Annotated in this window: 20 protein-coding genes; 9 read left to right on the top strand and 11 right to left on the bottom strand. The window is 60.9% G+C overall.

Annotated features, from left to right (window positions below; translation table 11 throughout):
• Positions 1 to 8 precede the first annotated feature (8 nt).
• From AC245Y_RS11990 to AC245Y_RS11965, 6 genes are all read right to left on the bottom strand, one after another.
• Positions 9 to 464 carry an RbsD/FucU family protein gene (locus AC245Y_RS11990; RefSeq protein WP_017994313.1) on the bottom strand — a complete coding sequence of 152 codons (456 nt, stop codon included), beginning with the start codon at positions 462 to 464 and terminating at the stop codon, positions 9 to 11.
• Positions 465 to 621: 157 nt separating this feature from the next.
• Positions 622 to 3,009, bottom strand: coding sequence for an aldehyde dehydrogenase family protein (locus AC245Y_RS11985; RefSeq protein ID WP_017994312.1), 2,388 nt, complete (start codon positions 3,007 to 3,009; stop codon positions 622 to 624).
• Between the two features lie 5 nt (positions 3,010 to 3,014).
• A complete protein-coding gene (gene deoC, locus AC245Y_RS11980; protein ID WP_026157380.1) occupies positions 3,015 to 4,043 on the bottom strand; it encodes a deoxyribose-phosphate aldolase in 1,029 nt (342 codons plus the stop codon).
• A 176-nt stretch (positions 4,044 to 4,219) separates the two neighbouring features.
• Positions 4,220 to 4,942: a DeoR family transcriptional regulator gene (locus tag AC245Y_RS11975; protein WP_017994310.1), complete on the bottom strand. Its 723-nt coding sequence runs from the start codon at positions 4,940 to 4,942 to the stop codon at positions 4,220 to 4,222.
• A gap of 403 nt (positions 4,943 to 5,345) precedes the next feature.
• The gene (locus tag AC245Y_RS11970) at positions 5,346 to 6,104 is read right to left on the bottom strand and encodes an alpha/beta fold hydrolase (RefSeq protein ID WP_017994309.1); all 759 of its coding nucleotides are present in this window, start codon (positions 6,102 to 6,104) and stop codon (positions 5,346 to 5,348) included.
• Positions 6,105 to 6,158: 54 nt separating this feature from the next.
• Complete coding sequence (locus AC245Y_RS11965) at positions 6,159 to 7,934, bottom strand: cytochrome c biogenesis protein DipZ (protein WP_017994308.1); 1,776 nt, start codon at positions 7,932 to 7,934, stop codon at positions 6,159 to 6,161.
• Between the two features lie 349 nt (positions 7,935 to 8,283).
• Between AC245Y_RS11965 and AC245Y_RS11960 the strand changes: the two genes are divergently transcribed.
• The 6 genes from AC245Y_RS11960 to maiA all read left to right on the top strand — a co-directional run bounded on the left by AC245Y_RS11960 (position 8,284) and on the right by maiA (position 13,008).
• Positions 8,284 to 9,333 carry an alpha/beta fold hydrolase gene (locus tag AC245Y_RS11960; RefSeq protein WP_017994307.1) on the top strand — a complete coding sequence of 350 codons (1,050 nt, stop codon included), beginning with the start codon at positions 8,284 to 8,286 and terminating at the stop codon, positions 9,331 to 9,333.
• A 126-nt stretch (positions 9,334 to 9,459) separates the two neighbouring features.
• Entirely contained in the window at positions 9,460 to 10,200 is a 741-nt protein-coding gene (locus AC245Y_RS11955; RefSeq protein ID WP_017994306.1) for a response regulator, read from the top strand.
• Positions 10,197 to 11,519 carry an ATP-binding protein gene (locus AC245Y_RS11950; protein WP_017994305.1) on the top strand — a complete coding sequence of 441 codons (1,323 nt, stop codon included), beginning with the start codon at positions 10,197 to 10,199 and terminating at the stop codon, positions 11,517 to 11,519. Before AC245Y_RS11955 ends, AC245Y_RS11950 begins: the two co-directional genes overlap by 4 nt.
• 189 nt (positions 11,520 to 11,708) lie before the next feature.
• On the top strand, positions 11,709 to 12,125 hold the full coding sequence (locus AC245Y_RS11945; protein ID WP_011652269.1) for an organic hydroperoxide resistance protein: 417 nt from the start codon (positions 11,709 to 11,711) through the stop codon (positions 12,123 to 12,125).
• Positions 12,126 to 12,191: 66 nt separating this feature from the next.
• Positions 12,192 to 12,353 carry a hypothetical protein gene (locus AC245Y_RS11940; protein ID WP_017994304.1) on the top strand — a complete coding sequence of 54 codons (162 nt, stop codon included), beginning with the start codon at positions 12,192 to 12,194 and terminating at the stop codon, positions 12,351 to 12,353.
• Between the two features lie 19 nt (positions 12,354 to 12,372).
• A complete protein-coding gene (gene maiA, locus AC245Y_RS11935; RefSeq protein WP_017994303.1) occupies positions 12,373 to 13,008 on the top strand; it encodes a maleylacetoacetate isomerase in 636 nt (211 codons plus the stop codon).
• A gap of 101 nt (positions 13,009 to 13,109) precedes the next feature.
• On the opposite strand, the gene AC245Y_RS11930 is transcribed toward maiA, so the two are convergent.
• On the bottom strand, positions 13,110 to 14,099 hold the full coding sequence (locus AC245Y_RS11930; RefSeq protein ID WP_017994302.1) for an aldo/keto reductase: 990 nt from the start codon (positions 14,097 to 14,099) through the stop codon (positions 13,110 to 13,112).
• 13 nt (positions 14,100 to 14,112) lie between these two features.
• Complete coding sequence (locus AC245Y_RS11925) at positions 14,113 to 14,508, bottom strand: (R)-mandelonitrile lyase (protein ID WP_017994301.1); 396 nt, start codon at positions 14,506 to 14,508, stop codon at positions 14,113 to 14,115.
• 123 nt (positions 14,509 to 14,631) lie between these two features.
• On the opposite strand from AC245Y_RS11925, the gene AC245Y_RS11920 reads away from it, so the two are divergent.
• The 3 genes from AC245Y_RS11920 to AC245Y_RS11910 all read left to right on the top strand — a co-directional run bounded on the left by AC245Y_RS11920 (position 14,632) and on the right by AC245Y_RS11910 (position 19,312).
• Positions 14,632 to 15,525 carry a LysR family transcriptional regulator gene (locus AC245Y_RS11920; protein ID WP_017994300.1) on the top strand — a complete coding sequence of 298 codons (894 nt, stop codon included), beginning with the start codon at positions 14,632 to 14,634 and terminating at the stop codon, positions 15,523 to 15,525.
• A gap of 135 nt (positions 15,526 to 15,660) precedes the next feature.
• The gene (locus AC245Y_RS11915) at positions 15,661 to 17,172 is read left to right on the top strand and encodes an ATPase domain-containing protein (protein ID WP_012757745.1); all 1,512 of its coding nucleotides are present in this window, start codon (positions 15,661 to 15,663) and stop codon (positions 17,170 to 17,172) included.
• Entirely contained in the window at positions 17,147 to 19,312 is a 2,166-nt protein-coding gene (locus AC245Y_RS11910) for an ATP-binding protein (protein WP_017994299.1), read from the top strand. The genes AC245Y_RS11915 and AC245Y_RS11910 overlap by 26 nt, the downstream gene beginning before the upstream one ends.
• Here AC245Y_RS11910 and mobB read toward each other — a convergent pair.
• Genes mobB through AC245Y_RS11895 form a run of 3 tightly spaced genes read right to left on the bottom strand, consistent with a single transcriptional unit; the run spans position 19,244 to position 21,309 of the window.
• Positions 19,244 to 19,765: a molybdopterin-guanine dinucleotide biosynthesis protein B gene (gene mobB, locus AC245Y_RS11905; RefSeq protein WP_017994298.1), complete on the bottom strand. Its 522-nt coding sequence runs from the start codon at positions 19,763 to 19,765 to the stop codon at positions 19,244 to 19,246. The two genes, AC245Y_RS11910 and mobB, sit on opposite strands and share 69 nt — an antisense overlap.
• Positions 19,762 to 20,391: a molybdenum cofactor guanylyltransferase MobA gene (gene mobA, locus AC245Y_RS11900; RefSeq protein WP_020486984.1), complete on the bottom strand. Its 630-nt coding sequence runs from the start codon at positions 20,389 to 20,391 to the stop codon at positions 19,762 to 19,764. The genes mobB and mobA overlap by 4 nt, the downstream gene beginning before the upstream one ends.
• 9 nt (positions 20,392 to 20,400) lie before the next feature.
• Positions 20,401 to 21,309 carry a DMT family transporter gene (locus AC245Y_RS11895; protein ID WP_017994296.1) on the bottom strand — a complete coding sequence of 303 codons (909 nt, stop codon included), beginning with the start codon at positions 21,307 to 21,309 and terminating at the stop codon, positions 20,401 to 20,403.
• Positions 21,310 to 21,539: the final 230 nt, after the last annotated feature.

The following is a 21,539-nucleotide window of genomic DNA, read 5'->3' as shown; positions in this document are numbered from 1 at the left end:
GTTTCCCCTCAAACGGCTTCCGGCGGAATCACGCCTTTGGTGAAAAGGAAGCAGCCGTAGAAGCGGTTTTCTCCCGTGGTGATGACGCAATAGGCCTTTTTAGCTTCCTCATAGAAGGCGAAACGCTCGATGCCGTACATCGGCGCCGGCTTGCCCTCGGCGCCGTCGATAGCGGCCTGGACTTCCTGCTGCACTGGAGGGATCTCGTCCGGCGCGCCCATGATCTCCATTCGTCCGGCGGACGGCTGCAGCGGCGTATCCAGCGGCATTACCGAAAGAATAGCTTCGATGGCGCGGGCAGCAGACACATTGTCTATGCGCAGCAGCTTGCCGAGCACCGTTTGCCGGGCAATGGAATCCGAAGGAAAATTGGTGTCGGAAACGACGACCGTGTCGCCATGCCCCATGGACCGGAGCGCGTGCAGCACGTCCGCATTCAGAGCCCGATCGATATTCTTCAGCATGAAAATCCTCCCTTAGTTGCACCATTTCGCAGCACCTCGTGCCGCAAAACAGAGCCCAATAACCGCAGCTCCGTTACAGTTCTGCGATTCCCTCAAATTCCGTTGTTCTCGCCGCCGGTGCGGTTCTCCTCCCGCCCGGATGACCAGAGTTGGAGCCCTATTCTCCGTAGGGGATCCAGATATTCTTCACATCGACAGCGCGGCGAAGGTATAGCGCGCCTTCGGCAGCGGCTCTGTCCATCCAGTCCGTCGCCTTGCCATTGTCCACGAAGCTTCGCTTGAGATTGCCCGAAGACAGCTTCTCCACCGTCGTCGAAAGTTCCGCCGAGCCGAAGGCCCACAACGCATCAACGTCATTGTGCGCGGCAAGGATCTTTGCCAATTCGATCGCCGACCCGGTGACGATATTAACCACACCGGCAGGCAGATCCGACGTTTCCAGAACGGAATAGAAATCCGTGGCCGAAAGCGGGAAGGCCTCACTCGGCACGGCGACGACACGATTGCCGGTGGCAATCAACGGCGCAATCAGACTGATAAAGCCGAGCAGTGGCGCTTCCGGCGGGCAAATGACGCCAACGACGCCGATGGCTTCCGGCATGGCCAGGGCAACGCCGCGAAGCGGCGGCTGATGAATGCCGCCTTCATATTTGTCCGCCCAGGCTGCGTAGGTGAAGAGACGGGAAATCGCGGCGTCGACCTCGGCGTTTGCATTGGCTGCGGAAGCTCCGGTCATCGCTGTTATCCGCGAGGCGAACTCGTCGGCGCGGCCACTGAGGTTTTCGGCGATGTAATAGAGAATCTGGGCGCGGTTATGCGTGGTCGCATTCGACCAGGCGGAGGCGGCCTGTGCGGCAACCACCGCATTGCGGATGTCCTTGCGGTTGCCTTCGCCGACCTCCCCGATCGCCTTGCCCTTGGGTGAGGCGATGACACGGGAATAATTGCCGTCCGGGCGTGCCTGCTTGCCGCCGATGAAGAGCTTTGCCGTCCGGTCGATGCTTGGCAGGGTAAAATCGCCGGCAACCGGCTTTACTTGCGAAAGTGCGGGCATTGCTGCGCGCGCCTTGCGACCGACCCAAGCCTTCGGCTTCAGATATTCGTAGCAACCTTCGCGTCCGCCTTCGCGGCCGAATCCGGATTCGCGCTTGCCGCCAAAACCGACGGCGGCATCGAAAAGATTGGTGGCATTCACCCAGACCACGCCGGCTGCAAGCTTTGCCGCAACGTTCAGCGCCAAGCCGATCGTCTCGCTCCAGACGCTGGCGGCGAGGCCGTAGCGGGTGTGATTTGCAAGCTGGATAGCCTCTTCCGGTGTGCGGAAAGTCATGGAGACCGCAACCGGCCCGAAGATTTCCTCGGTCGCGACGATCGATGTCGGCTGCACGCCGCTCAGAAGCGTCGGCGGGTAGAAGCTGCCGCCCTTCGGCAGGTCGATCTTGGCCTGATGCAGTGTCGCGCCTTCTGAAACTCCCTTTTTCACCAGCGCTTCAATACGCGTCAATTGCACGGGCGCTATGATCGCACCCATATCGATGCACTTGTCCAAGGGCTGACCGACCCGCAATGTCTCCATCCGGCGCTTCAGCCGCTCGTGGAAAAGATCGGCAATGCCTTCCTGGACCAGAAGCCGCGAACCGGCGCAGCAGACCTGTCCCTGGTTGAACCAGATCGCGTCGACCACGCCTTCCACGGCGCCGTCAATATCGGCGTCGTCAAAAACGACGAAAGGGGACTTGCCGCCGAGTTCCAGCGTCAGCGATTTGCCGCTGCCCGCGGTACGCTCGCGAATAACGCGCCCGACTTCGGTCGATCCGGTAAAGGCAATTTTGTCGATATCCTCATGCCCGACGAGCAGCGCGCCTGTTTCGCCTTCTCCGGTCACGATATTGAGTACGCCCGGCGGAAGGCCCGCCGCGGATGCCAGTTCGGCAAAGAGAAGCGCCGTCAGCGACGTGAATTCGGCAGGCTTCAGGATGACGGCGTTGCCGAGCGCCAAAGCCGGCGCCACTTTCCAGGCCAGCATCAGGAATGGGAAATTCCACGGGATGATCTGGCCGACGACGCCGACCGGCACATGATCGGCAAATTCCGTGTCCTGGATTTGCGCCCATCCGGCGTGATGATAGAAATGACGGGCCGCCAGGGGCACGTCGAGATCGCGGGTTTCGCGGATCGGCTTGCCGTTGTCGATTGCCTCGACCACAGCAATCAGACGCGCATGGCGCTGGATCATCCGGGCAAGTGCATAGAGATGGCGCGCCCGCGCATGGCCCGGCAGTCGCGCCCATGAGGCCTGTGCCTTGCGGGCCGCAGCAACCGCGTTGTCCACATCCGCCGCGCCGCCGTTCGCGAGCTTCGCCAGGACCTTGCCGGTGGCTGGCTCGAACGTGTCGAAGTTCTTGCCCGACGCGGAGGGCACGAATGCGCCATTGATGAAGTGACCGAAACCGGAAGCGTGGCGCGCCAGCCAGTCGCGAGCTTCGATATCGGATTCAGGGGCGGGGCCGTATGACATTTCGTCGAAATACTTTGCAACAGTCATCTGGATCATCCAATCGGGTGTCTGTTGAGGGCCGAATAGGCACCGGTGACGTGATGCTCCAACTGCCGCTCGATATCCGCAAGCAAGCTTGATGCACCGATGCGGAAGAGATCGGACTCCAGCCACTCGCGCCCCAGTTCGTCCTTCATCAGGAACTGGTAGTTCAACACGTCCTTCGCCGCGGAAATGCCTCCGGCCGGCTTGTAGCCGATCTTGACACCGGTGCGCTCCTGATAGGCGCGGATCGCCCGCAGCATGGTCAATGTCACGGCCAGCGTCGCATTGACGCCTTCTTTGCCGGTCGAGGTCTTGATGAAATCGGCTCCCGCCATCATGCAGACCAGCGAGGCCCTGGTGACATTGCGGAGCGTCTTCAGGTCGCCGGTCGCCAGAATGGCTTTGACATGCGCATCACCGCAGGCGGCGCGATATTCTTTCATTTCCTCGTAGAGTGCTGTCCAGTTGCCGGTCAGCACATGCTCGCGGGTGATGACGATGTCAATTTCCTTCGCGCCATCGGCAACTGACGCCTCGATTTCCTTGACCTTGAGGTGGTGCGGGCTGAGGCCGGCAGGGAAACCGGTCGAAACCGCGGCGACCGGAATGCCGGAATCTCCGAGCGCCTCGACGGCCGTTGCAACAAAACGATGGTAGACGCAGATGGCGCCGGTGGTGATCGAACGGCCGCTCATGCCGAGAGAATCCAGAATGTCGGCGCGTATCGGATTCATCGCCTTCGCGCACAACCGCTTGACGCGTTCGGGGGTATCGTCGCCGTTCAACGTCGTCAGGTCGATGCAGGTCACCGCCTTCAGGAGCCAAGCAGCCTGTGCGTCCTTTTTGACGGTGCGGCGTCCGGGAAGCGAGGCTACGCGGCGCTCGGTGGCAGACAGGTTGACCCGGGTATCAAGCACCCACGACAAATCGAGTTCCATACCGGTATTGCGTGGCCGGTTATGGGTGCCGCCCGGCAATCGCGAAGGGCCTCCATGATGCGCCGCGTTTGCCGCATTGTGAACAGCAACGGTTTCCAACTAGAATCCTCCCGATCCGAACGTGAAGACCCTGTTGCCATCAATGCAGAGGCACGCAGAGGAAGCTTCACGACTGGCACAAATGTGATTTTTTTTTCACTGATTGTGAAGTTTGCATCACCGCGCCGCTGCGTCAAGTTTAGATTTCGGCAGAGGCGGAAAAAATGCGGGATTTCTCAATCGAAATCGTTCATGCCGTTTTCGGTGATGACCACGTCGAACGACTTCATGTCGCTGAAAAAGGCTGGCTTGAGCTTGCCGATTTTGCTGCTGTCGGCGAGAAGAATATTCTTTCGTGCCCGTGACATCGCCTTTTTCTTGATCTCCGCTTCGTGAAAATGCGCGCAGGTTGCGCCACGTCGGGCATCGACACCGGCTGCTGATAGAAATGCCACGTTGATCACAAGCTGATCGAGCATTTCCAGCCCCGTGGCACCGGAAAAGCTGGCCGATGCTGGGTGGTAAAGACCACCGAGCATAACAAGGCGAACGTTGGGTTTTCGCGTCAGACGATCAGCGACATTCATGGCGTAACAGATCGCCGTTATATGAATCTGGTCTGGGAGGAGATCGACCAGATAGGGTAAGGTGGTGCCGCAATCGAAAAACACCGTATCATCATGGTGAATGTAATCAATGGCTTGTGTGCAAACTTGCCGTTTTGCAGCGGCATGACTGTCGGCTGCCTTGGAAATTTCATAGGGATCGTTTTCCGCTTCGACAGCTGCAACGATATGACCGCCGAGAAACGCGAATTGGTCTGTATTGGCGCTGACATCACGCCGAACCGTCATCTCTGAGACGCCCAGGATCTCCGCAGCATTCTTGATGTGCAGAATGCGATGTTGTGAAAGGGCCTCGGATAAGACTGCGATGCGCCGGCCCTTGCGACTATCCATATCGCATCTCTCCCTTATCGTTTACAGCTGGAATAGTGTTCTGATCAAAATTTAACAAGGGACTGCCATTCTCATCTTGTATGTCCCTCGAGCTACGATTCGGCATTTGCGCCGAGCTACAGCTTCTGCACCAGCCAGTTGCGCGCAACATGGCATATCGTCACAATTTTACAGGGAAACCCCGCAATTTGAAATGAGAATTTGTGACCAATCTTCCATTTTTGTGATGGAATAGTCACAAAACTGCATAGATGGCGCATCACCTCGGCTGCGGGGAAGCGGGTGACGACGAGATCGACATTCTCGGCCGGCAGGGGCGAGTTGGTCACGCCTCTGGACGGGGTGGCCTTCCGACCAGAGGCTTCATCCTCGCGGCTGCTGAGGACATTCCTGGCTGCGCGCGCTACTCGCCGGCTTTCCTTGCTGCCGTTTCGATCGCATCGGCAACCTTTTCCGGTTGGGATGCGAAGACGGCGTGGCTTGCCTTTATTTCAGTCACGTCGCTTCCGGCACGTTTTGCCATGTCGCGTTCAAGCTCGGGGTTGATGGAGCGATCCTCGGTGGCGACGATCGACCAGCTTTTCTTCGTCCGCCATGCCGGCTGAGTGATCTTGGCGGAGAATGCCTGCTTTGCGGCGAAGACCTGTGACTTTGCCATGAAATCGGCTTCGGCTTGCGGAAGGTCGGCTGCGAAATCCGCGGCGAAGGCGCCCGGATCGAGATAGAGATATTTGCCGTCCTTCGTTTCCTTTATATCCATGCTGCCGGCGGGCTTCGAGCTGGCGAGGCTGAGCAGGCTTTCGCCCTTGTCGGGCTGGAATGCCGCGACATAGACCAGGCCCGCGACCGCGGGATCGTTGCCGGCTTCGGTGATGACCATGCCGCCATAGCTGTGGCCGACGAGCAGGACCGGTCCGTCCTGAAGGTCGAGAACGCGCTTGGTCGCCGCCACATCGTCGTCGAGCGAGGTAATGGGCTGCTGGACGATGGTGACGTTGAAGCCGCGCTTCTCGAGAATGTCCGTCGCCTTGCGCCATCCCGAGCCATCGGCCAGCGCGCCGTGGACGATCACGATGTTCTTTACCGCGGCAGCCTCTGCTGCGAACGCGATGGCGGTGGTGGCAAATGCAAGCGCTGCAGTGAAAAGAAGACGTTTGTTCATGACTATCACTCCTTTGGTCATTGTTGATGATCGGGATATTGACGCGTTTCAGGTTCAGCCGAATGTGAAGGCGTAAGCCTGCACGCCGGGGTCGAGGAAGCGGATTTCGAAGTTGCGGGCGGCGACCGTGCCGGATTGGCGGACAAGTTGATAAAGCCTCGTCGCGGTCACCGTGCCATTGCCATCGGCATCGATGTCTGAGCCGTGGTCGGGCCCTGGCGCCTTGCCGTCGATCTTCACCTGGAAGCGGATCGGCTTGTCGCCGGCACCAGGCCCAAGAACGAGATGCAAGTCGCGGGCGCTGAAGCGATAGGTGATGCCACCGCCCGGCTGATCAAGCGTCGCCTGATCCCGGCCGACGATCCAGGTTCCGGACAGGCCCCAGCCATTGAGGCCGGGTTCGGCGATCGAATAGTTTTTCGCCGTATCGGCCTGCAGCCCTTCGGGAGAGGCGAAGTTCGCCGCCTGTTCGTAGCCGAGATAGGTTTCGCCCGAGCCGATATTGCCGAGATCAGGACCTGCTTCCACACCCTTGGCATCCGGTACGACCGGCGCACTCGCCGTCGTTTGGCTGCCGGCTTCGCGCAGCAGGTCCTGGATGGCTTTTTCGGTCCTGCTGTAATTGCCTTCGCCGAAATGGTGGTAGCGGATCTGGCCCTTGGCATCGATCAGATAAGCGGCAGGCCAGTAGCTGTTTTCGAAGGCGCGCCAGATGCTATAATCATTGTCGATCGCAACGGGATAGCCGATCTGGAAGTCGCCGATCGCCTTCTTGACGTTGTCGATCTTCTTCTCGAAGGCAAATTCCGGGGCGTGGACGCCGATGACGACCAGACCCTGGTCCGCATATTTTTCGGCCCAAGCCCTGACATAGGGGATGGTACGAATGCAGTTGATGCAGGAATAGGTCCAGAAGTCGACGAGGACGACCTTGCCGCGCAGCCGTTCTGTGGTGAGAGGCTCAGAGTTCAGCCATTCGACCGCGCCGTCGAGCGAAGGGGCGTGGCCTTCGACGGGCAAGTCGCTACGGAAGGGTTTGTTCGCATCGGCTGCGGCGATCATCACCTCGTTGCTCGCCAGCTCGGAAGATGCGCCACTGAGCGGCTTTGCATGCAGCCTGTCGAGCACGGCCTGTTCCAGCGATGCGGTGCTGGCATAGGAGAGCCGGGCGAGCAGGCTGGTGTCGAGGCCGAGCGCGATGACGGCGACACCCGCCAGCACGGCAGCGCCGAGCACCTGGCGAATCCGGTCGCCAAGGCCGAGGGAGCGCTTCATGGCGGCGAAGAGCTTGCCGCCGACAAGCAGGGCGACGGCAAGCGAACTTGCAGCACCAGCGGCATAGGCGGTCAGCAGGAAGGTCGTTTGCAGATTAGCGCCCTGCAATGCGGCTCCGGTCAGCACAAGGCCGAGAATCGGACCGGCGCAAGGCGCCCAGAGCAGTCCGGTGGCGACGCCGAGAAGAAGCGCGCTCTTCACTGTCGTGGTGCCGCGCCCGCCGCCGGTGGCGTTCACAAGATTGTTGCCAAGGTCGACGACCGGCCGGGCAAGCGTGCTTGCGAAACGCGGCGAAAGCAGGCTCGCGCCGAAGAGGGCAAGCAGGACGATGGCGGCAAGGCGGCCATATTCATTGGCGCGAATGGCCCAGCTGCCACCGACTGCAGCAAGCGTGGCGACCAGCGCGAAAGTGGCGGCCATGCCCGCCAGCATCGGCAGCGTGCTTCTGACGAAGGGCTGTCCGGCGCGTGCGAAGACAAAGGGCAGGATGGGGAGGATACACGGGCTGAGGATCGTCAGCGCGCCTCCGAGATAGGCAATGATCAGAAGTGTCATCATCGTTTCCTTTGAAACCGATTGATCGGGCTCTGGGCGGCGATGGGGCCTGAACCAGCAACGGCGGGGATATGGCCGGTGTGAAGTATCCTCGATGTGTCCGGCTTTGCGGGAAAATGTACCGAAGTGTCGGGGTAGGGGGCGGCGATACAAAGCGATACAAACTGCCGCGGTGGCGAGGAAACGGCTGCGGCCAATGCGACCACTTGCTGAGGCAGCGCGATTGTATCGGAATGTATCCAGGCGGCCGGAAGCTACATCCGCATTCAAAAAACGGTTGCTTACGACATATCGGGGATACAAGTAGAGCGCCTTTTCGCGACCGTGATCCATTCGACAGGAGAGACCGATGTCAGAGCAAATCAACCATCACCGCCGCCGTTTCTTCGGCATGACGGCAATCGCCCTTGCGGCCGTCGAATTCGGCGTGGCAGGCAGGGCCGCCGCCCAGTCGTCTGCGACGGCCGCTTCGGTGCCAGCTGTAAAGCCCGGAACCAACACGTCCTTCGAAGCGCTGAAGCAGGTCAAGGCAGGCGTGCTCGACATCGGTTATGCCGAGGCGGGAAAGGCGGATGCCCCTGTCGTATTGCTGCTGCATGGCTGGCCCTATGACATCTATAGTTTCGTCGATGTCGCGCCCCTGCTTGCCGCGGCGGGCTACAGGGTGATTGTGCCTTATCTACGCGGTTACGGGACGACCCGCTTCCTGGACGATCAGACGCCGCGCAACGGCCAGCCGTCAGCGCTCGCCGCCGATATGATCGCGCTGCTCGATGCGCTGGATATCGAGAAGGCCGTCATTGCCGGATACGACTGGGGCGGGCGGACCGCCAACATTATGGCGGCGCTCTGGCCCGAGCGCTGTAAGGCGATGGTATCTGTAAGCGGCTACCTGATCGGTAGCCAGGAGGCCAACAAGAAGCCGCTTCCGCCCAAAGCCGAACTCGCCTGGTGGTACCAGTTCTATTTCGCCACCGAACGCGGTCGTCAGGGATACGAGACCAACACGCATGATTTCGCAAAGCTAATTTGGCAGATGGCATCGCCGAAGTGGAACTTCGACGATGCGACATTCGACAGGTCGGCCGCTGCCTTCGACAATCCCGACCACGTCGCGATCGTCATTCACAATTATCGCTGGCGCCTGGGGCTTGTCGAAGGCGAGGCCAAGTACGATGCCTACGAGACGACGCTCGCCGCAACGCCCGTCATTTCGGTGCCGACCATCACCATGGAGGGCGATGCAAACGGTGCGCCGCATCCGCAGCCTTCCGCTTATGCCGGAAAATTCTCCGGTAAATACGAGCATCGCACGATCGGCGGCGGCATTGGCCACAACCTGCCTCAGGAAGCGCCGCAGGCCTTCGCGCAGGCGGTCATAGACGTCGATCGTTTCTAGGTCGACAATGCCGGTTGCAGCGCCTCGTTGCTCCGGCCAGCGGAATATGCGTAGGTCGCGTCTGTCGCTTCGGTCGGGAACGAAGCGACCGGCGCGGCCGCTTCTATCGATAAGGAACAGGGAAATATGGATCATGTCGATCACATCCTGATCGTCGATGACGATCGCGAAATCCGCGAGTTGGTATCGGGCTATCTGCAGAAGAACGGCCTGCGCACGAGCGTTGCCGCCGACGGACGGCAGATGCGCAGTTTTGTCGAAGCCAATGCAGTCGACCTGATCGTGCTAGATGTGATGATGCCCGGCGATGACGGGCTGGTGCTGTGCCGCGAACTGCGCGCCGGCCGGCACAAGGCGATCCCGATCCTGATGCTGACGGCCCGCACCGACGAAATGGACAGGATCCTCGGGCTGGAGATGGGCGCCGACGACTATCTTCCCAAGCCCTTTGCTGCGCGTGAGCTGCTCGCCCGCATCAAGGCGGTGCTGCGACGCACGCGGATGCTGCCGCCCAACCTGCAGATCAGCGAAGCCGGGCAATTGCTGACTTTCGGCGACTGGCGGCTCGATACGGTGGCCCGGCACCTTCTCGACAAGGAGGGGACCGCGATTGCGCTGAGCGGCGCCGAATACCGTCTGCTTCGCGTCTTCATCGACCATCCGCAGCGAGTGCTCAATCGCGACCAGCTTTTGAGCCTGACGCAGGGGCGCGACGCCGATCTCTTCGATCGCTCGATCGATCTTCTGGTCAGTCGCCTGCGTCAACGGCTGGGCGACGATGCGCGCGAACCGACCTATATCAAGACGGTGCGCAGCGAAGGCTATGTGTTTTCGGTTCCGGTCGAAATATCGGAGCCGCGCCGATGAAGGCGGCAATCCCCTTGCGTTCGGGGCTGACGTGGCCGAGCACGTTGCGGTCGCGGATCTTCCTGATCCTGCTGATCGGACTGGCCCTCGCCTACGGTCTGTCCTTCAGTGTGCTCTATATGGAGCGGTACATGTCGGCCAAGGCGGTGATGCTCGGCACGCTGGAAAATGACGTGGCAACATCGATTGCTGTTCTCGATCGGCTTCCGCCAAGCGAACGCGGCGAGCTGCTCGACCGGCTGAGCCGCGGCAATTACCGTTTCGTGCTCGGACCCGGTCTTCCCGGCGTGCCTGATACGTCAAGCAAAGGGGCAGAAATCTCAGGAAAAATCGAGGAGGCCATCGGGCATCGCTTTCCGATCCGTATCGAACGAATTCCTGGCGATGTGAACCGATTGCAGGCGCATTTGACGCTGAGCGACGGAAGCCCCTTGACGATCGACGTAACGCCGAAGGGCGTCATGCCGATCGCCGCATGGCTGCCCTACGTCTTCGTTATCCAGATGGCGCTGCTCATCCTCTGTACCTGGTTTGCTGTTCGCCAGGCAATCCGGCCGCTCGGCGAGCTTGCTGCCGCCGCCGATGCGCTCGACCCGAACAAGGACGGCCCGGCTTTGAGTGAGGCAGGCCCGAGCGAGGTCGCGCATGCGGCACGGGCTTTCAATGCGATGCGGGAGAGGATCGCCCATTACCTCGAAGAGCGTGTCCAGATCCTGGCGGCAATCTCGCATGATCTGCAGACGCCGATCACCCGCATGCGGCTGCGTGCCGACATGGCGGAGGATTCGCCTGAGAAGAACAAGCTGGTGCACGATCTCGCCGAGATCCAGCGCCTCGTTCAGGACGGCATTGCCTATGCACGCAGTGCGCATGGCAATGGCGAGAAGAGTGCCCGCATCGATCTCGCCTCGTTCATCGACAGCATAGCCTACGACTACCAGGATACCGGAAAGGCCGTCACGGTCGTCGGCCTGGTTCAGGGCGCCGCCATTACCAAGCCGCATGCTCTTCGCCGCATCCTGTCGAATTTCATCGACAATGCGCTGAAGTTTGCCGGTGCTGCCGAGATCAGCGTCGAGCGTAGCGCCGAGAACGATATCGTCATATCAGTCATGGACCGCGGGCCTGGAATTCCGGACGATATGCTGGAAGCCGCCATGCAGCCTTTCTTCCGGCTGGAGCAATCCCGCAACCGGGAGACCGGCGGCACCGGTCTCGGTCTTGCGATCGCCCAGCAACTGACGGCCAAGATCGGCGGGTCGCTCCGGCTCTACAATCGCGCCGGCGGCGGGCTGGCTGCGGAAGTCACCATCCGCTGACATCGGCAGTCACCACAAAATTCGAGATGTTTGTATGTAAAGATGTCTTCGATATCGGATGCTACGTTTTGTGACATTTCGGGCGATTTCGGAAACATGGCGGATATATCCGTCGGTCAAACCACACTCCGTCAACCCGGCCGCGCACCGCGGCCAGTCGCCTTTAGCGACGCAACAAAGGAGTGTTCCATGACAAAGATCGACAAGGTTCTCTATACCGGCAAGACCCACACGACGGGCGGGCGCGACGGCGCGTCGCATAGCGACGACGGGCAGCTTGATATCAAGCTTTCGCCTCCGGGCAGCAACCGTGCCGGCACCAATCCCGAACAGCTTTTCGCCGCCGGCTGGTCTGCCTGCTTCATCGGCGCGATCGGCATTGCTGCCGGCAAGCTGAAGGTCAAGCTTCCTGCAGATGCCGCCGTCAACGCCGAGGTCGATCTCGGGGCGACCGACGGCGACTATTTCCTGCAGGCTCGCCTCAAGGTCAGCCTTCCGGGCATCGAAGCGGATCTGGCAAGGGCGCTTGTGGATGAAGCGCACCGGACCTGCCCCTATTCGAAAGCAACCCGCGGCAATATCAATGTCGAATTGAGCATTGCCTGACAGATGGGATCGATCGCCAAAAGGAAACATGACGAGGCCAGTCGGGCCTCGTCGATGGAGGAACCAATGAGACTGATGATCATCTGCATTCTGGGGGCGACGATTTTCGCAGCGCCCTGCATCTACGATGTAACGTCACAGGAGCCGTCGCCGCTTGCCGGCCTGGTGACGGCGGCATCCGCAGCTTCATCCTCAGGGGAGCGACTGCCGCTCCAGCTGTTCTTTTAGATCACCAGGGAGAAAGACAGTGAAACTCTATCAGAACGAAATTTCCTCGGCGACATCTCGAGTCCGCATCGCACTTGCCCTGAAAGGATTGATGGCCGAAGCGCTGCCGGTCACCATCCTCGGCGAAAATTCCGAGAGCCGGCAGGCCGGATATCGCAGTATCAATCCGCAGGGGCTCGTGCCCGCCTTGCTGACGGATAGTGGTGTCCTCATTACCCAGTCGCTGGCGATCGTCGAATATCTCGATGAGATAAAGCCTGAACCGCCGCTATTGCCTGACACCGCGGAAGGCCGGGCGCAGGCGCGGTCGATCGCGCTTGCGATCGCAGCCGAGATCCACGCGCTGCTGCCGCCGCGGATCGGTCTGCATCTCGGCAAGGTCTTCCAGGCGGATGCCGATGCCATTACTGCCTGGAATCGTCATTGGGTCGGTGAAGGAATGGCCGCGGTCGAGGCGATGATCGCCGGCCACAGGCAGGGGGCTTTCGCTGTTGCGGATCAGCCTGGTATTGCCGAGATCTTTCTCTTCCCGCAGGCGATCAGCGCTCGGCGCCTCGGCTTCGATCTCGCCCGCTGGCCGAATATCGCGAAGATTGTCGCCAGACTGGAGGCGATACCGGCTTTCCAGGAGAACGCACCGGCCCCGAGACAATGATCCAATCTATGAAGAATCGGCCGCAAGTGACTGCGGCCGATTCTCTTCTGGTGTTCTAGCCTTGGCGATAAGACGTCACCTTCATGGCCCGTCGGTCGCTTTTAGCGGTTGACCCTTGCCTGCAGATGCGCGGGATAACGATCGCCTTCCACCTTGATCGTGGCGAGCGCGCTTTCGATGCTACGGAGATCCTCGGCCGTCAGTTCGATCTCGGAGGACTGGATGTTCTCCTCGAGGCGATGCAGCTTGGTGGTGCCGGGAATCGGCACGATCCAGGGCTTCTGCGCCAGCAGCCATGCGAGAGCCACTTGGGCGGAGGTTGCCTTTTTGCGGGCGGCGATTTCTCCGAGACGATCGACGAGCGCCTGGTTGGCCTTTCGCGCCTCCTGAGAAAAGCGCGGCACGACGTTGCGGAAATCCTTGCTATCGAAGGTGGTCGTTTCGCTGATCGCGCCAGTCAGGAAGCCCTTGCCGAGCGGGCTGAACGGCACGAAACCGATGCCGAGTTCTTCCAGCGTCGGCAGGATTTCCTGTTCGGGCTCGCGCCACCACAGCGAATATTCGCTCTGCAACGCCGCCACCGGCTGGACGGCATGGGCGCGGCGGATCGTCTGGGCGCCCGCTTCCGAGAGGCCGAAATGTCTGACCTTGCCTTCCGCGATCAGCGCCTTGACCGTGCCGGCGACATCCTCGATCGGAACATCGGGATCGACGCGATGCTGGTAGAAGAGATCGATGACATCGGTCTTCAAACGCTTCAGCGCCTGGTCGGCCACCGCGCGTATCTGCTCGGGCCGGCTGTTCATGCCGCTCTGGCCGCCATTGGCATCGAAGTTGAAACCGAATTTCGTGGCGATCACCACCTCCTCGCGGAAGGGGGCGAGGGCCTCTCCCAGAAGCTCTTCGTTCTTATAGGGGCCGTAGGCCTCGGCCGTATCGAAGAAGGTCACGCCGCGTTCAAATGCCCGCCGGATCAGTACGGTCGCTTCCTGAATATCTGTCGCCGGGCCATAGCCGTAACTCAGCCCCATGCAGCCGAGACCGATGGCCGAGACTTGAAGTCCACTCTTTCCAAGTTCACGCTTCTGCATAGAAATTCCTTTTCTAACCTTGGTATTGCGTGTCGGTGACATGCTCCATCCAGTCGACGACCTTGCCGTCGAGCTGTTCCTGGATGGCGATATGGGTCACCGCCGTCGTCGGCGATGCGCCGTGCCAATGGCGTTCACCCGGCGCGAACCAGACGACGTCGCCGGCGCGGATCTCCTCGACGGGACCGCCTTCGCGCTGCACGCGACCGAAGCCCGATGTGACGATCAGCGTCTGGCCGAGCGGATGGGTGTGCCAGGCGGTGCGGGCGCCGGGCTCGAAGGTGACGCTGGCGCCAGCCGCGCGTGCGGGGCTGGTCACGGCAAACAGCGGGTCGACACGCACGCTGCCGGTAAACCAATCGGCTGGTCCTTTGGCCGAAGGCTGCGAACCGCTTCGCTTGATATCCATCTTTATCTTCTTCCTTTCGATGCCGGGGTGGACGTGTCCACTCGAGTAGCAAGGTATTTAGGGCGTGCGCCGGGTCGCGATTAGATGGTATAAACGGCAAGAACCCATGAGAAAGTTTCATCAATGCCGCGCCCCGCCGTCAACGACCTCATCGCCTTCCTCGCCGTTGCACGCGCACAGAGCTTCACAAAGGCGGCGGGCAAGCTGGGTGTGTCGCAATCGGCGCTCAGCCACACCATCCGCGGGCTCGAGGAGCGGCTTGGACTGCGATTGCTGACACGCACGACCCGCAGCGTCGCGCCGACAGAGGTGGGCGAACGCCTGCTCGTCTCCATCGGACCGCGGCTCGACGAGATCGAGAGCGAGCTGGCGGCCTTGAGTGCGTTCCGGGAGAAGCCGGCAGGCACCATCCGCATCAATGCCGGCGAGCATGCGGCCGATGTCGTCCTCTGGCCCGCCTTGCAAAAGCTCTTGCCCGATTATCCCGATATCAATGTCGAGATCATTGTCGACTACGGTCTGACCGACATCGTCGCCGAGCGTTACGATGCTGGGGTGCGGCTTGGCGAACAGGTGGCGAAAGACATGATCGCGGTGCGCATTGGCCCCGACATGCGCATGGCCGTGGTCGGTTCTCCCGCCTATTTCGGCACCAGGCCGAAACCACTGACGCCACAGGAGCTTACGGATCACAATTGCATCAATCTGCGCCTACCGACCTATGGCAGCGTTTATGCATGGGAGTTCGAGAAGGATGGGCGCGAACTCAGGGTTCGGGTCGAAGGGCAATTGGTATTCAACAATATAGCGCTGCGGCTGAACGCAGTACTGGCAGGTCTGGGGCTGGCATACATGCCGGAGAACTTGGTCGACGCGCATCTAGCCGATGGACGGCTGGTGCGCGTCCTCGAGGATTGGTGCCTGCCGTTTTCCGGTTACCATCTCTACTATCCGAGCCGCCGGCATACGTCGCCGGCATTTGCTCTGCTCGTCGATGCACTTCGCTATCGACCATAACGCCCACCGTTTCGAGTCGCCCGGACAGGCAGCCACCAGTGACCGGCTCTTGTCGGAAGCGAAATCATGCCTGCCAGTGATTTGACATTCCATCACTCGCCGCTAATTCACACTTGAAATCGAAGGAAACAGTGAATGAATACTGCGGCACCTGCCACGAAAGCTCGGACCGGCGTGTCCGGTTTGGATACAGTTCTGGCGGGGGGCCTTTCGCCGGGCCACGTGTTTCTCCTGGAAGGAAACCCGGGAGCGGGGAAGACGACGATCGCGCTGCAGTTTCTGATCGAAGGTGCACGGCTCGGCGAGCAGGGGCTCTACATAACCCTTTCAGAGACCGAGAGCGAACTCCGAGCCGGGGCCGCATCGCATGGCATGGTGATCGATGGCAATATCGAGATCTTCGAGGTCGTGCCTCCGGAAAGCCTGCTGGATGCCGACCAGCAGCAAAGCCTGCTTTATTCATCAGATCTTGAACTCGGAGAGACGACAAAGGAAATCTTTGCCGCTTTCGAGCGGGTCAAGCCACGTCGCGTGGTTCTCGACAGTCTGTCGGAGATCAGGCTGCTCGCACAAAGCTCACTACGCTACCGCCGGCAGATCCTCGCGCTCAAGCACTATTTTGCCCGGCAGGGCGCGACAGTCCTTCTGCTCGATGATCTGACCTCCGACGTGCTCGACAAGACGGTGCACAGCGTTGTTCACGGCGTGATCCATCTCGAAGAGATGGCGCCGAACTACGGCTCCGAACGCCGACGTCTAAGGGTCATAAAATATCGCGGTCAGGCCTTCCGAGGCGGTTATCACGATTTCATCATCCAGACTGGCGGCGTTATCGTCTTTCCGCGGCTCGTCGCCGCCGAACACAGGTCGAGCTACACCCGCGATCAGATTTCCTGCAATATTGCGGAACTGGACCTTCTTCTGGGAGGTGGCCTCGAGCGAGGTTCCAGCACACTCATCCTTGGTCCTGCCGGCACCGGCAAAAGCACTTTCTCGTTTCAATTCCTGGTGGCTGCGGTCGCGCGCGGCGAGAAAGTGGCGGCCTTCATTTTTGACGAGGAGCTGGGCCTGCTCTTCACGCGGCTGAAGGCGCTCGGAATAGATCTCGAAGCAATGCGGGACGCCGGTCATATCCACATCGAACAGCTCGATGCCGCCGAACTGTCGCCGGGCGAATTTGCCCACCGCGTGCGCAGCTGCGTCGACAAGTCGGATGCGAAAACCGTTATCATCGACAGTATCAATGGTTATCAGGCTTCGATGCCGGATGAGAATTCGCTGATCCTTCATATGCATGAGCTGCTGCAATATTTGAACAGGCAAGGCGCCAACACCTTTCTCACCGTTGCCCAGCACGGGCTGGTCGGTGACATGAAAGCCCCTGTCGACGTCACCTATCTCGCAGATACCGTCATTCTGCTGCGTTACTTCGAGGCTGCGGGAAAGGTGCGGCGGGCAGTCTCGGTGATCAAGAAGAGGACCGGCTTTCACGAGGATACCATCCGCGAGTATCGTATCGACGCCTCCGGGTTGAGGTTTGGAGATCCTCTCGTCGGGTTCCAGGGCGTGCTTCGCGGCGTTCCCGAATTTATCGCGACCTCAACGCCGCTCCTAAAGACCGATGGCGGGGACAGCGGCAATTCCTAATTCCGGAAAACCGAAAGCATTGATCTACACCCCCGCCGGTCGTGATGCCTGGGTGGCGAGATCGTTGGTCGATGAGGCCGGATTGGCATCGATTGCTGCCACCGACCTGTCTATGTTCGCGTCATCGCTCAGCGACGACGTTGCGCTTGGCGTCTTGACGGAAGAGGCCGTTCGCTCGAGCGATCTCAAACCGATCGCCGCCTGGGTTTCAGCACAGCCGAGCTGGTCGGACCTGCCGTTCATCGTTCTCACCCAACGCGGCGGGGGACCTGAACGAAATCCGGCCGCTGCCAGGCTTTCCGAGGTTCTTGGCAACGTCACTTTCCTGGAAAGGCCGTTCCATGCGACCTCCTTCATCAGCGTTGCCCGGACCGCATTGAAGGGGCGCCTGCGCCAATATGAAGCGCGAGCCCGGCTCGAGGCTCTGGGCGAAGGAGAGCGACGGTTGCAGACGGCGCTTGCCGCCGGTCGTCTCGGGGCGTGGGAGCTGGAGCTGTCCTCGATGGCCTTGTCGGCCTCGGCGACCTGCAAAGCGGTCTTCGGCCGAAAGCCGGATGATGATGTCACGCGCGACGATCTGATCGCAAGCATTCACCCCGACGACCGGGACCTTGTGCTGGCACGCCTGCGCCAGACGATCGATACCGGACGCGACTATTCGATCGAGCACAGGACGATCTGGCCGGATGGATCACTGCATTGGACCGAGGTCCATGCGCAGCTTTATTCCGACAGATATGGTTCCGCCAGGAAGCTCGTCGGCGTCTGCTCCGATACTACCGTCCGCAAGACCATCGAGGAAAATCTGAGGCGGCTCAATGAAAACCTCGAAGAGCGCGTGAGGGAACGGACCAAAGAGGTCAACGCCGCTCACCAGACCCTGCTTGAGGAAGTCGCCCAGCGTGAAAGAGCCGAGGAGCAGCTTCGCCAATCGCAAAAGATGGAGGCGATCGGCCAACTGACCGGCGGCGTCGCCCACGATTTCAACAATCTGCTGATGGTCGTTCTCGGAAATCTGGAGCTGCTCGGCAAGCACGTTGGCGGAGATGCCAAAGCGACGCGTCTGGTCGACGGGGCGATCCAGGGCGCGCGGCGCGGGGCGGCGCTGACGCAGCGGCTGCTGGCTTTTGCCAGACAGCAGGATCTGCAGGTCAAGCCCATCGATCTGGCCGAGCTGGTCTCCGGCATGAACGACCTGTTGCGGCGCTCGGTCGGATCCTCGATCAGCATCGAAACCATCCTGCCGGCGACGCTGCCACCGGCGCTGATCGACGCGAACCAACTCGAGTTGGCGCTGCTCAACCTCGCGGTCAATGCCCGCGATGCGATGCCGGATGGCGGGACCCTGTCCATATCGCTGCGCGAGGAGCAGGTGCCCGGCGATGACGGCGCTCTCGGCGAGGGGGCCTATCTGGTGCTGGCGGTGGCCGACAGTGGCACCGGCATGGATGCGGAGACGCTGAAGAAGGCGATCGATCCGTTTTTCTCGACCAAGGAACTCGGAAAGGGCACGGGCCTAGGCTTATCGATGATCCACGGACTGGCCGTTCAGCTCAATGGTGCACTTCGTCTGACCAGCGAGCTTGGAGTGGGAACGACCGCCGAGCTGTGGCTTCCGGCGACGGAACGGCGCCCCGAGCGGGCGATCGAAGCGGAATTGCCCGTTCCGCAAGCTGCGTCCAGACTGAAGATACTTCTGGTCGACGACGATGCCTTGATCGCCATGAGTTCGGTCGACATGCTTGAAGATCTCGGCCACGAGGTCGTCGAAGCAAATTCCGGCTCGCAGGCACTGGAACTGATCAGCAGCGGCCAGCATTTCGACCTTGTCATCACCGATTATTCGATGCCTGGCATGACCGGCGCACAGCTTGCCCAGGCCGCGCGGGACATTCATCCGGGGTTACCGATCGTGCTGGCGACAGGTTACGCCGATCTTCCTGCCGGCACCGATATCGATCTTCCGAGATTAGCAAAGCCCTATGATCAGGCTCAGCTCGCCAAGGAAATCGCCAAGGCGATGGCAAGCGAAACGGTTCCGCTTCTGAGGTCCGGCGGCAACGCAGGTGGTTCAAAGCCTCGCCTGTCCAAGGCCAACGATGTCAGCGATGAAATCGGCGATGGCGCCTGTGTCGTCTAGATCGAAGACCGGCAGGGCCGTATAGGTGACGGCATGATCGGCGGCGATGGCGCAGATATGGGGATCGCTCGGCGCCAACGGTTCGCGATTTGCCGCTTCCAGGCGGCGGGCCTCGATCTTCGGGATCGGCTCGCGCTTGTAACCTTCGATCAGCACGAGATCGCAGGGGGCGAGGCGGGCGAGGATCTCTTCGAACTCAGGTTCGGGGGCGCCGCGCAGCTCGTGCATGATGGCGTAGCGGGTGCCGGAGACGATGGTGACCTCGTGGGCGCCGGCCTGGCGATGGCGGTAGCTGTCGGCCCCGACCTTGTCGATGTCGAAATCATGATGGGCGTGTTTGATCGTCGAGATCCTGTAACCGCGGCGGGTGAACTCCGTCACTAGCCGGACGGCGAGACCCGTCTTGCCCGAGTTCTTCCAGCCGGCGATGCCGAAGATTTTCGGTGCAGTCATACGCGAAGGGCCTCCAGCCAGCGTTCCGCCTCGACGAGATCGTCGGGCGTGTTGATGTTGAAGAAGGGATCGAGCAGGCTGGCGCGGGTCGGATGCAGCGGAAACGCCACTTCCGTAACGTCATGCCGCAACAGGAAGTCGCGCACACGGCGCTTCTCGTCGGTGGCGATCCAGGCTTCGAGATCGGCGGCCAGCGTCACCGGCCAGAGCCCGAAGACCGGATGGCTACGGCCTTCGGAGGTGGCAATTGCGATCTGTGACGCGTGCTCGACCGCGGCCGCCAGCCGGGCGACGAGATCGGCCGGGAAGAACGGGCAATCCACCGAGACGGTGACGACATGGGTGATCGAGGGCAGACCGGCGGCATAGACCATGGCGGCATGGATACCGGCCATCGGCCCGGCCTTGCCGGGAAAACGGTCGGGAATGACAGGCACACCCTCGGCGGCGGCATCGGCATTGACGGCAACGTGGAAAGTTTGCTGCGAGAGGCGGGTCAGCACATGGCGGAGCAGGCTCTCGGCCCCAAGCATCATGCCTGCCTTGTCGCGGCCCATGCGCTGCGAACGGCCGCCGGCCAATACGACGCCCGCTATATGAGATTTATCCAACGAGAATTGAGCCATCATCCTTCCTCAAACCGGCGCACGCGGCGCGGATTCCTGCGCAATCGGCGACACACGGCGCTTGGCCTCACGATAGAACGTATAGAGGCCGGAGGCGATGACGATCGCAGCCCCGACGAGCGTCCAGCTGTCAGGCACTTCCGCGAAGAAAAAGAAGCCGAGCACAGAAGAGAAGATCAGGCTGGTATAGCGAAACGGCGCGACGAAAGAGATTTCGCCGGTGCGCATGGCGAGGATGACCGACTGGTAGCCGACGAGCACCAGCACCGATGCGAGTGCGAGATGCCCAAGGGCAGCGGCGCTGACCGGCTGCCAGCCGCCGAGCACCGGGATGAGCAGCGCGCCGAAGAAGGAGGCTGATATGGCGGTGATGACGGTGATCATCAGCGAGGGGATTTCCGGACTGATGCTCCGGGTGGCGAGATCGCGGCCGGCCGTCGTCAGCACCGCAGCGACGCAGAGGAGGGCGGCGGCGGTGAATCCCTCAGGGCCGGGACGGATAATGATCATCACGCCGACGAGGCCGACAAGGATCGCCGACCAGCGCCGCCAGCCGACCGGCTCGCCGAAGAAGAGGGCAGCGCCGAAGGTGACGACCAGCGGCAGCGACTGCAGGATCGCCGAGGCATTGGCGATCGGCATCATGCCGAGCGCGGTGATATAGGTGACGGCGGAGAGCGTCTCACAGATGATCCTGAAGATGATCATCGGCTGCAGCATGATGCGCCAGGAGCGCAGCGCGCCCATTTTCCAGGCGATCAGATAGACGAGCAGGCTGGTGAAGAGGCCGCGCAGGAACATGATCTCGCCGGCGTTCATATAGGCGATCACCGATTTGGATAGAGCGTCGCTTGCGGAAAAGCCGGCCATCGCCATGCTCATATAGATGGCGCCCTCAGTATTGCGTGACCGCGGCATGAAGAGATTCCCGTTACCTGTGCGCTCCTTTTAATCGCGAAGACGCATGAAGGGAATCGGATGAATGCCACACCAGGCATAAATCGATGATGCGGTGCACAACGGCACTGACCTCAATGCAGGCGTGTGGATGAAGGTCTCGGCAAATCTCGGTTTTATAAGGCGAATTCCGATGTTTCCGACGCCGTGATCAAGGCGTCGATGAGGACGCGCCGTCGCGCTGCCGGTTC

Source organism: Rhizobium sp. SRDI943 (assembly GCF_057653695.1).
Note: the sequence above shows the minus strand (reverse complement) of the source record. Positions and strands in the feature narration are given on the sequence as shown.

What these genes read in the sequence shown, in the direction of transcription:
- AC245Y_RS11990 (WP_017994313.1), bottom strand. Translation starts at nt 464, where the DNA reads ATGCTGAAGAATATCGATCGGGCTCTGAATGCGGACGTGCTGCACGCG.
- AC245Y_RS11985 (WP_017994312.1), bottom strand. Translation starts at nt 3,009, where the DNA reads ATGACTGTTGCAAAGTATTTCGACGAAATGTCATACGGCCCCGCCCCT.
- AC245Y_RS11975 (WP_017994310.1), bottom strand. Translation starts at nt 4,942, where the DNA reads ATGGATAGTCGCAAGGGCCGGCGCATCGCAGTCTTATCCGAGGCCCTT.
- AC245Y_RS11970 (WP_017994309.1), bottom strand. Translation starts at nt 6,104, where the DNA reads ATGAACAAACGTCTTCTTTTCACTGCAGCGCTTGCATTTGCCACCACC.
- AC245Y_RS11965 (WP_017994308.1), bottom strand. Translation starts at nt 7,934, where the DNA reads ATGACACTTCTGATCATTGCCTATCTCGGAGGCGCGCTGACGATCCTC.
- AC245Y_RS11960 (WP_017994307.1), top strand. Translation starts at nt 8,284, where the DNA reads ATGTCAGAGCAAATCAACCATCACCGCCGCCGTTTCTTCGGCATGACG.
- AC245Y_RS11955 (WP_017994306.1), top strand. Translation starts at nt 9,460, where the DNA reads ATGGATCATGTCGATCACATCCTGATCGTCGATGACGATCGCGAAATC.
- AC245Y_RS11950 (WP_017994305.1), top strand. Translation starts at nt 10,197, where the DNA reads ATGAAGGCGGCAATCCCCTTGCGTTCGGGGCTGACGTGGCCGAGCACG.
- AC245Y_RS11945 (WP_011652269.1), top strand. Translation starts at nt 11,709, where the DNA reads ATGACAAAGATCGACAAGGTTCTCTATACCGGCAAGACCCACACGACG.
- AC245Y_RS11940 (WP_017994304.1), top strand. Translation starts at nt 12,192, where the DNA reads ATGAGACTGATGATCATCTGCATTCTGGGGGCGACGATTTTCGCAGCG.
- AC245Y_RS11930 (WP_017994302.1), bottom strand. Translation starts at nt 14,099, where the DNA reads ATGCAGAAGCGTGAACTTGGAAAGAGTGGACTTCAAGTCTCGGCCATC.
- AC245Y_RS11925 (WP_017994301.1), bottom strand. Translation starts at nt 14,508, where the DNA reads ATGGATATCAAGCGAAGCGGTTCGCAGCCTTCGGCCAAAGGACCAGCC.
- AC245Y_RS11920 (WP_017994300.1), top strand. Translation starts at nt 14,632, where the DNA reads ATGCCGCGCCCCGCCGTCAACGACCTCATCGCCTTCCTCGCCGTTGCA.
- AC245Y_RS11915 (WP_012757745.1), top strand. Translation starts at nt 15,661, where the DNA reads ATGAATACTGCGGCACCTGCCACGAAAGCTCGGACCGGCGTGTCCGGT.
- AC245Y_RS11910 (WP_017994299.1), top strand. Translation starts at nt 17,147, where the DNA reads ATGGCGGGGACAGCGGCAATTCCTAATTCCGGAAAACCGAAAGCATTG.
- mobB (WP_017994298.1), bottom strand. Translation starts at nt 19,765, where the DNA reads ATGACTGCACCGAAAATCTTCGGCATCGCCGGCTGGAAGAACTCGGGC.
- mobA (WP_020486984.1), bottom strand. Translation starts at nt 20,391, where the DNA reads ATGGCTCAATTCTCGTTGGATAAATCTCATATAGCGGGCGTCGTATTG.
- AC245Y_RS11895 (WP_017994296.1), bottom strand. Translation starts at nt 21,309, where the DNA reads ATGCCGCGGTCACGCAATACTGAGGGCGCCATCTATATGAGCATGGCG.